The following is a 13,279-nucleotide window of genomic DNA, read 5'->3' on the forward strand; positions in this document are numbered from 1 at the left end:
ATACTTGGATTTGAAAATTGTTTTGAAGTGCAAGAATTTATGTGAATTCGATGAACTAAAGTTTAGGAATTAGCGTCAATAAGGGAGAAACTTAATGTGTAAGTGGTCCTTTTTTAAACAACCCTATTACCCTCTTTGGAATGGATGACCTGTTGGCAGCAAGATCGCAAATGGCCCTCTCTCTTGGCTTTCATATTATTTTTGCCTGTATAGGAATGGTGATGCCATTTTTCATGGCTACTTCACATTACAAATATTTAAAAACCGGTGAAATTGTATATAAAGATCTGACAAAGGCTTGGAGTAGAGGAGTTGCGATTTTTTTTGTTACCGGAGCAGTTTCAGGAACTATGCTTTCTTTTGAATTGGGATTGCTTTGGCCCAAATTCATGTTACATGCAGGTCCGATTTTCGGTATGCCATTTTCCCTTGAGGGAACCGCCTTTTTTATTGAAGCCATTGCCTTAGGTTTTTACCTCTATGGCTGGGGCAAGTTTAAACCTTGGTTTCATTGGGCCACAGGGGTAGTGGTGGGAATCAGTGGTTTGGCCTCCGGAATCTTGGTTGTTGCAGCAAATGGCTGGATGAATAGCCCTACTGGTTTTGATTTTGTTAACGGTGAATACCTAAACATTGACCCGGTCAAAGCCTTATTTAATGAGGCTTGGTTTTCGCAGGCTTTACATATGACTTTGGCGGCATTTGCAGCTACCGGTTTTGCCGTGGCAGGAATTCATGCTTATCTATTATTGAAAGGGAAAAACGATGTTTTTCATAGAAAAGCTTTTTTGATTGCTATCTCTTTTGGAGCAGTAGCAGCTATTTTGCAGCCTCTATCTGGAGATATTTCAGCAAAGGATATAGCGGTGAGGCAGCCAGCAAAATTGGCTGCAATGGAAGCTCACTTCGAAACCAGTAAAGTAGCTCCTTTGATCATAGGAGGAATACCGGATGAAGAAAATGAAACGGTCAATTATGCAATCAAAATTCCCGGGGCTTTGAGTTTTTTTGCCCATGGAGATTTTGAGGCAGAAGTAATTGGATTGGATCAGTTCCCAAAGGAAAATCATCCTCCGGTCATGGTTACTCATTTTGCCTTTCAAATCATGGTTGGTTTAGGAATGATAATGATGGGGTTAAGTCTCTTGTTTTTCTTTTCGATTTGGAAAAGGAAATCTTGGCAAGGTTCGAGGTGGTTTCTCTGGCTTTTTGCTTTAGCGACTCCCTTGGGATTTATTGCTGTAGAAGCTGGATGGACAGTGACCGAAGTAGGGAGGCAGCCTTGGATAATCTATGAGATACTCAAAACCAAAGACGCTTTGAGTCCTATTCCGGGTATTGCTTATACCTTTTATCTGTTCACAGCGATCTACCTTTCTCTATCTTTGGTAGTGGGGTTTTTGTTAGTTAGACAGATTAGATCTGTGCCAAAGGCTTCCGAGAATATTTCAGGAATTTCAGAATCTCAATCCACAAACTCTTAATGTTTTGTCCATGATTTATGTGGTGATTATTTTTCTTGGTTTATCGATTTTACTCTATGTGTTGCTCGGAGGAGCAGACTTTGGTGCTGGTATTGTAGAGATTACAACCCAGTCAAAGATGAGAGATAGGATTCGGGCTACCACCTATAAAACCATAGGTCCCGTCTGGGAAGCGAATCACATGTGGTTAATCATTACGATTGTGATTCTTTTTGTAGGGTTTCCAAAGGTCTATACAATGTTATCAATCCATTTGCATATACCTCTGGTTTTAATGTTAATTGGGATTATTGGTAGAGGTACAGCATTTGTTTTTAGGCATTATGATGCCGTGAAAGATGATATGCAAAGGGTTTACAACCTGATATTCACCTATTCAAGTTTTGTGACTCCATTTTTCCTTGGTTTGATATTTGGTGCAGCAGTAAGTGGGAGAGTTAATCCAACTGCTGTTGATTACTATCAATCGTTTATTTACCCATGGTTCAACTTTTTTAGTGTCTCCGTTGGGATTTTTACCGTCATGATATGTGGTTTTTTGGCTGCAGTATATTTGGTAGGGGAAACTGAAGAAAATGAGGTGAAATCACTTTTCCTCAAGAAAGCAAGGTTGTTTTTGGTCTTGATGGTATTGGCTGGTGGATTAGTATTTTTGGCTGCAGAAGTTGATGAATTAGGGCTAGCTCATTTACTCTTACTCGAGCCAATTACGATGGGGATATTGTTTTTGGCCACAATTGCCTTAGTAGTACTTTGGTTACAACTGGGGAAAGGAAAAAGAAAAGTAAGCAGGTTCTTGAGCGGCTTTGTAGTTACCGCAATTTTATTGGCCTTCGGTTATCATTATTTCCCAAATATCATTTTAACCGAATCGGGTGAAAACCTTTCTGTATTCAATTCAGCGGCTTTAGGAAAACCCATAGATTCACTTGCCTGGGCTTTGCTTATCGGCAGTTTATTGATTCTACCATCACTATTCTATTTGCTGTTTAGCTTCCAAAGACCGAAAGTGGTGGACTAGGTGGGAGGAAGTTGGAAGTTTGAGATTGCCACGCTCCGCTCGCAATGGTACGCAAAGAGGAACTTTAATCGGAAAATAAAATTCCTTTTCACACCGTCATTGCGAGGAGGAGAAACGACGACGTGGCAATCCCGTTTTATTCAACTGGATTGCTACGCTGCGCTCGCAATGACGTCCAGGTTTTACTACTCTTCAAAGGACTTTGCCCACCAGCGAACAAAATTGTCCGTTCAATTTTATTAAATAGATGAGCAATCGTTGTTTTTAAGCTATTTAAGCGTGTTTTTCATGGCATAAAACTGGAGTAGAAAGGGATGAATTTCATCAATACTAAACTTCGAACCAACAACCAACTTATGTTTACTAACTATATTAAAGTTGCTTGGAGAAACTTGCTCCGAAGCAAATGGGCTGGAGCAATTAATATATTCGGTCTTGCCATAGGCATTACAGCAGCACTTTTACTTTTTGTTGTGATCCAGTTTGAATACAGCTATGACAAGTTCCAAAGTCATTACCATGAAGTCTATAGAATTGTAACTCAAGACGAATATCCGGATGGGTTTGATTACAACCCAGGTGTACCTAACCCTGTCCCCGATGCTATAGCAGCAGATAATTTACCTTTCGAAAAAATTGTCCCGGTAAAATCAGCTTACAATACACAAATCAATCTTTACCCAGAGGACAACAAGGCCGCTATTCCAGATAAATTTGAAATAGATCACGTTTTCTATACTACTCCGGATTATGTAGAGCTTTTTGATACAGATTTTGTTTCTGGAAATGCAGCAGATCTAGCTGAACCCAATAAGGTTTTTTTAACCAAAGAGACTGCTGAAAAACTTTTTGGAGATTGGAAAGGCGTAGAGAATAAGAATATTGAGTTTTCTTCCGGTTTGAAATTGACAGTAGCTGGGGTGTTGGAAGATATGCCAATGAACAGCAATATGCGATGCGAAATTTTGGTTTCGTATCAAACGGTACGATCTAACCCTGAAATCTTTGATTTTGATTTTGACTCCTGGGGAAGCCTAGGAAGCGATAACCAGTTATATGTCAAAATCGCAGAGAACACAAGGGAAGAGACAGCTCAAAATGCCTTGGATGCATTCACTGCCAAAAATTTTAAAAATAGAGGTACATCAGAAAAACAACTTTTACTTCAGGCTTTTAAAGATATTCATTTTGATTCCATCTATGGACCTTTGAGCGGGGGAATGATCCGGGTGTCAACCATCAATACTTTGATAGTTATCGGGCTTTTTATCCTGATTATGGCTTCCATCAATTTTGTCAATTTATCCACTTCCAAAGCCATTGGTAAAGGCAAAGAAATTGGCGTTAGAAAGGTGATGGGGAGCTCAAAAATGCAGATAATTTATCAATCTTTTGGGGAGACATTTCTTTCGGTTTTGATAGCAGCAACCGTGGGCGTGTTGGCAGCAACCATGTTGCTTCCATTTTTAAGTCTGATTGCCGATGTGCCAGAAAAAATGAATTTCTTCCAGCCGGTTATTCTTGGATTCTTGGGTTTGTTGATCTTAATACTTACACTTCTTTCTGGCTTTTATCCTGCTTTAGTCATTTCAAGGTTTAAACCAATTCATGCTTTAAAAAGTAGGTTTCAAAAAAATAGAATCGGTGGGGTATCAGTAAGGAAAGCATTGGTAGTGATCCAGTTTGCTATTGCTCAGATTTTGATGATCAGTACCGTGATTGCTATTCGCCAAATGAATATGGTGCAGGAAGCGGATCTGGGCTTTTCTCAGGAGTCAATTTACTTTGTAGAAGTACCTTTTGATAGCCCAACAGAACATAGAATTGATGCCTTTAAGCAAAAGTTACTAACCAATTCCAATGTGGTTTCCATTAGTTTGGGGTCTGATGTTCCTGCCTCAGATAACAATAGCCTATTCAACTTTTATTTCGACGGGGTTAACGAGGACGTTCCATTTCCGGCATTCGCAAAGTTTGGCGATGAAAATTACTTTGATACCTATGGTATAGAGTTTTTGGCGGGAGGGCCTTACCAGGCAAGTGACACGATAAAAGAGGTCGTTATTAACGAAACGATGGCAAAAAGGCTTTTGGTGGAAAACCCGGAAGATGCTATTGGAAAACAGTTTAGGCTGGGTATAATGGATGAATGGGCCACCGTAACAGGGGTAATCAAAGATTTTACAGTTAATTCACTTCGTGATGAAATCAGACAATTGGTAATCGCACCCAAAAAGGATTTTTACCATGTGGTGGGGATCAAACTAAATGAGGCAACTTCTTTAAAAACGATCGCCCAAATCGAGGAAGAGTATAATCAGATTTACCCGGAGCAGATTTACCATGGCAACTTTTTGGATGAGAGTATTCAACAGTTTTACGAGAGTGAGCAAAAGCTGGCCTTGGTATTCAAGATTTTTGCTTGTATTTCCATCTTGATTTCATGTATTGGACTTTATGGGTTGGTTTCATTTATGATAAGTCAAAAGGTGAAAGAAATTGGGATCAGAAAAGTTTTGGGAGCCTCTGTTGCTCAAATCACTATGATGCTTACAAAGGACTATTTCTTTATGGTCTTCTTATCTTTCTTCATAGCCGTTCCGATTGCTTATTTCATGATGGAAAAGTGGCTGGAATCCTTTGCTTTCAAAATACCGATTTCTGTCAGCCTATTCGTTTTGGTGATGATCTCCTCCTTAGTGATTACTGGAATGACTGTTGGATCGAAAGCCATACGTTCCGCTTTAGCTAATCCAGTGGATAGTTTGTCAGATGAGTAATTGTAGAAACCTTTTGACCACCAGCGGACAATAATGTTCGCTTGTTATTTACAAAACATACTTAAAAGCCTGAAACAGTAATGTTTTGGGCTTTTTTTGATGGCATAAAAGTGGAATAAGTAATACACTAAAGATTATAAAAAGAATCCGAACGAATGAATATCGAAAAATGATTGCTCTCCCAATATCAAAAACCTTTGAAAATTTAAACCTTAAACTTAATGCTTAAAAACTACTTTAAAATTGCTTGGAGAGTACTCAAGAAAAACAGACTATATACTGGGTTGAATATTATTGGTTTGACTTTAGGGATTAGTGGTTTTTTAATGATTTCTCTCTTCGTACAAGATGAATTAAGTTATGATCAACATTTCCCTGATTCAGAATCAATCTTTCGAATTAGTTCGCATTACGGAAACTTCAAAACGGGAGGATATGCGACTGCTCCACCAGCATTGGGACCCAGAATTCAGGAGGATGTTCCCGAAATTCAGGAAGTGACAAGAATTTTGAAATGGAATGATTTTACGATTCAGCCTGGATCAGGAGTAAACAAAGATCAAGTATTCAGAGAGGATCAAGTCTTCTACGCTGAACCCAATTTTTTTCAGGTTTTCGATTTAAACCTATTGGCTGGAAGTAAAGAGAAAGCCCTTTCTCAACCGAATTTTGTGGCTATCTCAGAAACGATGGGGAAGAAGTATTTTGGTGATATTTCTCCTCAAGAAATGGTTGGAAAGGCAGTATTAATAGGAAGTAATAACCCTACACCTAGAGAAATTGCTGCTGTAGTAGAAGATATACCTTCCCAAAGCCATTTTCATTTTGATATGCTGGTTTATGAACCAGGAATGTATCAAGAGATATTTTTAATGGATACCTGGTCTTGGTCCATATTAAATACTTATGTGAAGTTTCCTGCAAAGGACCGGGAGATTGTAGCTGGCAAACTAGATGATTTAGTGGCCAGGTATGCTATTCCATCCTTTAAAGACGAAGAGGGAGGTTCTGATTATAATTTGAGATTGATGCCAATTCAGGATATTCATTTGAACTCACATCTTTTGAGAGAGTTTGAGGCGAATAGCTATGAAAGCTACGTGTATATTTTTTCAATGGTTGCGATTATCGTATTGCTGCTCGCTTGTATCAATTTCATGAACTTGGCTACCGCCAAAGCTGGGCTAAGGTCGATGGAAGTAGGTGTCAGAAAAGTGCTGGGCTCCAACAAGTCCCAATTGGTTTACCAATTTCTGACTGAGGCATTTATCATTGTTTTGCTTTCTCTGCTGCTTTCCATAGTCTTTGTTCAATTATCAAATGGAGCATTCAATCAGATTTCTGGGAAGAATCTAGACTTTAATTTGATCAATAACCCTATGGTATTAATCGCAATACCACTGTTATTGATTACCCTTACCCTTTTATCAGGCTTTTATCCAGCATTTTACCTTAGCTCATTCAAGCCACTTCTTATTATTAAAAAGCAACTAGGTGGAGGGAAAAACTCCCATAGCTTTAGAAATGCACTGGTGGTTTTTCAATTCGCAACTTCTTTGACCTTAATCATTTGTACGCTTATGGTGCAGCGGCAAATGACATTTATTCAAAGCGCTAATCCGGGATTTGATAAAGACCAAATGGTAATCATCCATAATGATGGAGAAATCCAAAATCAGCAAAGGGAAGATTTCAAGGGTAGATTTGCTTCCAGTTCTCAAATTCAGGATTTGAGCTTTTCTACAGGTATTCCTATGGCTGGACAATTCCAGATGAGGTCTTTTAATCTACAGGAAGGTGGAGAGGAGCAAGGAATGAATTGGTATGAAGCGGATGCAGATTATTTAGATGTTTACAAGTTCAACTTGATTGAGGGTAGAAACTTCGCCCCTACCATGGGAGCAGATGCAGGTAAAGTGATTATCAATCAAGAAGCCGCGCGATTTTTTGGGATTCTTGACCAGCCGATTGGTCAGATGATCGTTAAAAACCAAGGAGCAGAGGATGAGGCTACATTAGAGGTGGTCGGAATGGTTGAGGATTTTAATTTCGAGTCATTTAGGAATGAAATTAAGCCTCTGGTAATCGAGTATATGCATGATTATTTCCTCCGTGATTACATCTCGGTTAGAATTCAGGGAAATGCCATGGAATCAGGGATAGAGTCTCTTTTAGATGCTTGGAAAGAGTATGAGCCTCGCGTCCCAATGAATTACTCCTTTTTAGATGAGGACTTTAATAGGGTTTATGAGTCTGAAATGAAAATGGCGGACCTTCTTGAAGTGTTGACATTTATTTCCATTCTAATTGCCTGCTTAGGCTTATTTGGATTGACTTCCTATACCACACATTTAAGGACCAAGGAAATTGGGATCAGGAAAGTTTTTGGTGCTTCGATGGCGGAAATATTTCTGATGCTTTCTGCTTCCTATATGAAATTAATTCTCATTTCAATCTTATTCGCAATACCCATAGGGATCTATTTTATGGACCAATGGTTAGAAGAATTTGCTTATAAAACTGGGATCAATGTATGGGTAATTATCATAGCCACAGTTTCTTGTTTAGGCTTGGCATTGATAACCATTTTCTTCCAAAGTTACAAGAGTATTCAGGCCAATCCTGTGAAGAGTCTGAAGGATGAATAAAGAAGTACGAAGCATTAAGTACCCAGTACAAAGTGTCAAGAATTAAAAACTGAGATTAATGAAGGATTAGAAGGACTTAATTTTTTAACCTTCCAATCTTTTAATTTTCCAATAGATAAACTATGCTAAAGAACTATTTTAAAATAGCTTGGAGAAATATTATTAGAAGTAAAGGATTTGCTTTTATAAATATCGGAGGCCTTGGAATCGGGATGGCTTCTGCAATTCTTATCTTACTCTGGGTGCAAAATGAAGTGAGTATGGACCGGGAGCATCCAAAGTCCGATCGTATTTACAAAACATTTAACCGGGATACATTTAGTGGGGAACTCTGGGTATGGGGTTCCTCTCCAAAAATTTTAGGGCCAACTCTTGAAAAGGATTATCCTGAAGTGGAACAGGCAGTTCGGCTTAATACCACAAGCTTCCTATTTACCGTAGGAGATAAAAAATCTAACGAGTCAGGTGCTTTCGTAGATCCTGAATTTTTGGAGGTATTTGACTTTCCAGCACTTCAGGGGAATACCACTACTGCTCTGGGTGACCCATATAACATGGTGGTCACTGAAGATTTTGCCAAGAAGCTTTTTGGAGAGGAAGATGCAATTGGTCAGTCAGTCAAAATCGATAGCACTGATATTTTTACTGTTACGGCTGTTTTAGAGAACATACCAAATAATACCCGATTTCAGTCTGACTATTTTCTGTCATGGGACTATATGAAGAAATTGGGATGGGATGATGAATGGTGGGGAAATAACTCTGTGGAGACTTTCGTATTGCTTAATGAAAATACCTCCCAGTTTTCATTTAATGACAAAATAGTCAATATCACCAAGGATCATACGAATGGGGAGTCTTCCACAGAAGTGTTCCTTTATCCGCTATCCCAAGTACATCTTTATGGGAAAAGTGAGAATGGTAAGCTTGTAGGAGGTAGAGTAGTTACCGTGCGGATGTTCGCGTTTATAGCCGTGTTTATTTTGGTTATTGCCTGTATCAATTTTATGAATCTGAGTACGGCACGAAGTGAAAAAAGAGCAAAAGAAGTAGGGCTGAGAAAAGTAGTGGGGGCTAGGAAGAACTCGCTTATATTACAGTTTATAGGTGAAAGCACCATGATTGCATTTATTGCTGGGATTTTAGCTATTCTGGTAGTAGAATTAGTATTGCCATCTTTCAATACTCTGGTAAATAAACAACTTTTCATCCAGTACAGTAGTTTAGTTTTCTGGTTACAACTGATTGGTTTTATCTTGCTTACAGGTCTTTTGGCAGGAAGTTATCCAGCATTTTTCCTTTCATCCTTTAGTCCGGTTAAAGTACTGAAGGGGACTTTTAAATCAGCCGCATCGGCAGTCAATCCACGTAAAGTTTTGGTAGTTCTGCAGTTCAGTTTTGCAATTGTGCTCATTGTTTCCACCATTATTATTCAGCGCCAAATCAGTCATGCGCAGAAGAGAGAACTAGGATATGATAAGGAAAACTTGATCTATGTGATGATGCAGGGAGATATTGAAAAGCAATATGATGCAATCAAGCAATCCTTACTGAACACGGGATCTGTGGAGGCGATGACCAAATCCATGAGCCCGATAACGCAGCGTTATAGTGATGGATGGGGCTATTCTTGGGAAGGCAGTACTCCTGAAGATGAGAAACTTGATTTCATCAGGTTCAGTTCAGATGCTGATTTTATGAAAGTGATGGGCACTGAATTGGTTGAAGGCAGGGATATCGATATTCACCAGTTCCCAAGCGATTCTACAGCTATTTTATTGAATGAAACTGCGGTGAGAAAAATGCGCCTAGAAAATCCCGTAGGGCAGATTGTCTCTGAAGAAGAAGAGAATTATACAGTTGTGGGGGTCATCAAAGATTTCATCTTTGAGTCACCTTATGACCCAGTGAATCCGTTGATGGTATTTGGACCTTCCTCTTGGTATAATGTCCTTCACATTCGTCTCAATGGAGATCAGCCAGTCGCAGATAATATTGCATCTATTCAGGAAGTATTTGAAGATTTCAATCCTAATTTCCCTTTCGAGTACCATTTCGTGGATGAGCAATACGCCAGAAAATTCAATGATACCAAGCGAACCGCAAGTCTCTCTGTTCTATTCACCATCCTGACAATAGTTATTTCCTGCTTAGGGCTGTTTGGACTTTCTACCTATATGGCAGCCAATAGAATCAAAGAAATTGGAGTGCGAAAAGTGATGGGAGCAAGTGTGGGGAGTATTTCGATGCTGCTATCTAAAGATTTTCTAAAGCTGGTAGGGATTGCATTTCTCTTATCAGTTCCCGTGGCTTGGTACGCCATGGATCAATGGCTTCAGAATTATGATTATAGTGTAGGAATAGAGTGGTGGGTGTTTGTCGCAACCGGTGCAGCCACCATGCTTATCGCAATACTTACCGTAGGTTTCCAATCGATCAAAGCGGCTTTGACTAATCCGGCTAGAACGTTGAAAAGTGAGTGATGTACAAAGCTTGCCTGCCGAAGGTAGGTGTCAAGTTTAAAGTACCAAGATAGAAGAGCCAAGAAACAAGAGCCAAGCCTGCATTCCGAAGGAAGGAATTAAGAGTCAAGCTTGCCTGCCGAAGGTAGGTATCAAGTACCAAGCTTGCTTGGAGAAGGTAGGTATATAGTATTTAGTATTTAGAACCAAGAGTCAAGAACCAAGAAAAAAGAAATTATAAATAAGAATCAAGAGTAATGATGGTTAGAATGAAGGATTTGGCGAACCTAATTTTTCAACCTTCCAATCTTTTAATTTTCCAATTGATAAAACCATGCTGAAAAACTATTTTAAAATCGCTTATAGAAATCTTCTGAAAAAGAAGGTTTATTCCTTTATCAATATTGTAGGGTTGGGAATTGGGATGGCCTGCTGTGTCTTGATTTTTATGTTTGTGCAGGACGAGCTTTCCTATGACCAATTCAATGAAAAAGGTGATCGGATATTCAGAGTAGTTCACGGATATTTTGGAGAGGATGAGCAGGTTGAAGTTAACTCCAGAGAAAATTATTGGGTTTGGGGCAATGCCCCCGTTGGACCTGCATTGGAATTGGATTTTCCTGAAGTGGAAAAAGTAGTCCGGTTTTCTGGAAGAGCTGATATCCTATTTACGATAGGTGACCAGACGCAACAGGAGGAAGGAATTGTTTTTATGGACTCCACCTTTTTTGATGTGTTTTCTTATGAGTTACTTGAAGGAGATCCTAAAAATGCTTTAGTAGCACCATTTAGCGTGGTTTTATCAGAAACCACAGCACGGAAATATTTTGGTGATCAGGAAGCATTAGGAAAAACCCTTAAAGGTAGTGATGTGGCTGGGAGAGCCGATGCCGGGGATTATACCGTGACGGGAGTAATGAAAGACTTACCTTCCAATTCCCATCTTCAATTCAATACCCTTCTCTCTTTAAGTACTTTTCATCAATCAAGACCAGGTGTTTTTGATGCCTGGGGTTATGTAGATACCTACACCTATTTCTTGGTAAATGAGCAATTTGACCAGCAGGCATTTGAAGCGAAAATTCCTGAATTTTTGGAAAGAAGAGCCAGCGAAGAAAATGGGCCAAATTATACGATTGGTATTGAGCCCTTGAAGGACGTTTACCTTAGATCGGAAGTGCAGCGTCAGCCAGGAGATACGTCTTCATTGTCCAATATTTATGTTTTTTCCGTGATTGGACTATTTATTTTGGGAATAGCTATTATCAATTTTATGAACCTTTCCACTGCAAGATCCATGGAAAGAGCTAAAGAAGTAGGGATTCGAAAGTCTATTGGAGCTGATAAAAACTCCTTGATTTTCCAATTTTTGGGCGAATCTCTGATCATAGTAATTCTTTCAGCACTAGTGGCAGTGGTTTTCGTTTCGGCTGCTCTACCCATGATGAATGACATTACCGGAAAAGAACTACTGGTAGGTAGTGTTCTCAATTGGCAAACAGTTCCGTTCTTTTTGGGGATTATCCTTATTGTGGGACTTTTAGCTGGTTCTTATCCCGCATTGGTATTATCCAGTTTTCGTCCAGTGATGATTTTAAAAGGGATAAACAAATCCGATGCTCGTGGAGTCAATCTCAGAAAAGGTCTCGTGGTTTTTCAGTTTAGTCTTTCAATTGCGCTGATCGCTGGGACATTGATTGTTTATTCTCAAATGAGTCATTTGTTGGATAAGGATATGGGTTTCGATAAAGAACAGATGGTTATTGTGGATTACAATTATGATGAACAGGTAAACAATGTTTCCTCAGCATTGGAAAGTGAACTGGAGAAGAACCCAAATATAGAATCTGTGGCATTTTCCAGATCTGTGCCGGGAAGTCACTTCCCAAATGCAGGTACTTTTATTGAAAACCCTGAGGGTGAAATGGTCATGATTGGTCAGGCTATTTTTCAGGTAGGATTGGATTTTATTGATCATTTTAATCTGGAATTAGTTGCTGGTAGATCTTACAGCAGAGATTATCCATCAGATTCCACTTCTGCTTTGGTGATCAATGAAGCAGCAGCCAGACAATATGGGTATGCTAATCCGGCCGATATAGTTGGTAAAAAATTCGATCAATGGGGAAGAGAAGGGGAGGTAATTGGAGTTGTAAAAGACTTTAATTATATCTCATTACATAATAAAGTAGAACCCTTGACTTTGCCTTTTGAGGCCTACGCAAGTCGCTTTATGAGCTTAAAAGTAAAGGGAGAAAATATACCTGCCACTCTTGCAGAAATAGATGCAGTATGGAGTGAGTTGGCACCGCACAGACCTTTTATTTATAGCTTTCTAGACGAGGACTTTAATACCCAATATGAATCAGATTTCAGGTTTAGACAGATCTTTACCACGTTCTCTGTTTTGGCAATTTTGATCGCTTGTTTGGGATTACTAGGCTTGGCTACTTACACAGCAGAGCAGCGAACTAAGGAAATCGGGATCCGGAAAGTGTTGGGTGCGAATATCGGCAGCATAGTAGGACTTCTTTCAAAGGACTTTATCCAGTTGGTTTTAATCGCGATTCTTGTCGCAACACCGGTGGCTTGGTATGCAATGAATCAATGGTTAGAAGGCTTTGCTTATCAGGTGCCAGTTCACTGGTGGGTATTCTTGGTCTCAGGGATGTTGGCAGTTGTAGTTGCCTTGGTGACAATTAGTTTCCAAGCAATCAAAGCTGCTATGTTGAATCCCGTGAAGAGTTTGAAAAGCGAATAAAGTAGCTAGTAACAAGACATAAGTATCAAGATTTTAGAGCCTAGAGTCAAGAATAAAGAATCTAGATTCAAGACTTCGATCCCGATAGCAAGGAACGCTCAAGGTGAAACCCTACAACTTTAA

The 13,279-nt window shown here is 39.4% G+C and carries 6 protein-coding genes; all 6 read left to right on the plus strand.

Going from position 1 to position 13,279, the window contains the following annotated elements; translation table 11 throughout:
• The first annotated feature begins 140 nt into the window (after positions 1-140).
• Positions 141-1,484, plus strand: a complete 1,344-nt coding sequence (locus tag ALPR1_RS08115) for a cytochrome ubiquinol oxidase subunit I (RefSeq protein WP_008199834.1) — start codon at positions 141-143, stop codon at positions 1,482-1,484.
• Positions 1,485-1,494: 10 nt separating this feature from the next.
• Entirely contained in the window at positions 1,495-2,505 is a 1,011-nt protein-coding gene (locus ALPR1_RS08120; RefSeq protein WP_008199835.1) for a cytochrome d ubiquinol oxidase subunit II, read from the plus strand.
• Between the two features lie 356 nt (positions 2,506-2,861).
• A complete protein-coding gene (locus ALPR1_RS08125) occupies positions 2,862-5,285 on the plus strand; it encodes an ABC transporter permease (protein WP_008199836.1) in 2,424 nt (807 codons plus the stop codon).
• 221 nt (positions 5,286-5,506) lie between these two features.
• Complete coding sequence (locus ALPR1_RS08130; RefSeq protein WP_008199837.1) at positions 5,507-7,933, plus strand: ABC transporter permease; 2,427 nt, start codon at positions 5,507-5,509, stop codon at positions 7,931-7,933.
• A gap of 122 nt (positions 7,934-8,055) precedes the next feature.
• Positions 8,056-10,416, plus strand: coding sequence for an ABC transporter permease (locus tag ALPR1_RS08135; RefSeq protein WP_008199838.1), 2,361 nt, complete (start codon positions 8,056-8,058; stop codon positions 10,414-10,416).
• A 313-nt stretch (positions 10,417-10,729) separates the two neighbouring features.
• Positions 10,730-13,156: an ABC transporter permease gene (locus ALPR1_RS08140; RefSeq protein ID WP_008199839.1), complete on the plus strand. Its 2,427-nt coding sequence runs from the start codon at positions 10,730-10,732 to the stop codon at positions 13,154-13,156.
• The last annotated feature ends 123 nt before the right edge of the window (positions 13,157-13,279 follow it).

It is taken from the genome of Algoriphagus machipongonensis (assembly GCF_000166275.1).
GTDB lineage: Bacteria > Bacteroidota > Bacteroidia > Cytophagales > Cyclobacteriaceae > Algoriphagus > Algoriphagus machipongonensis.

What these genes read in the sequence shown, in the direction of transcription:
- ALPR1_RS08115 (WP_008199834.1), top strand. Translation starts at nt 141, where the DNA reads ATGGATGACCTGTTGGCAGCAAGATCGCAAATGGCCCTCTCTCTTGGC.
- ALPR1_RS08120 (WP_008199835.1), top strand. Translation starts at nt 1,495, where the DNA reads ATGATTTATGTGGTGATTATTTTTCTTGGTTTATCGATTTTACTCTAT.
- ALPR1_RS08125 (WP_008199836.1), top strand. Translation starts at nt 2,862, where the DNA reads ATGTTTACTAACTATATTAAAGTTGCTTGGAGAAACTTGCTCCGAAGC.
- ALPR1_RS08130 (WP_008199837.1), top strand. Translation starts at nt 5,507, where the DNA reads ATGCTTAAAAACTACTTTAAAATTGCTTGGAGAGTACTCAAGAAAAAC.
- ALPR1_RS08135 (WP_008199838.1), top strand. Translation starts at nt 8,056, where the DNA reads ATGCTAAAGAACTATTTTAAAATAGCTTGGAGAAATATTATTAGAAGT.
- ALPR1_RS08140 (WP_008199839.1), top strand. Translation starts at nt 10,730, where the DNA reads ATGCTGAAAAACTATTTTAAAATCGCTTATAGAAATCTTCTGAAAAAG.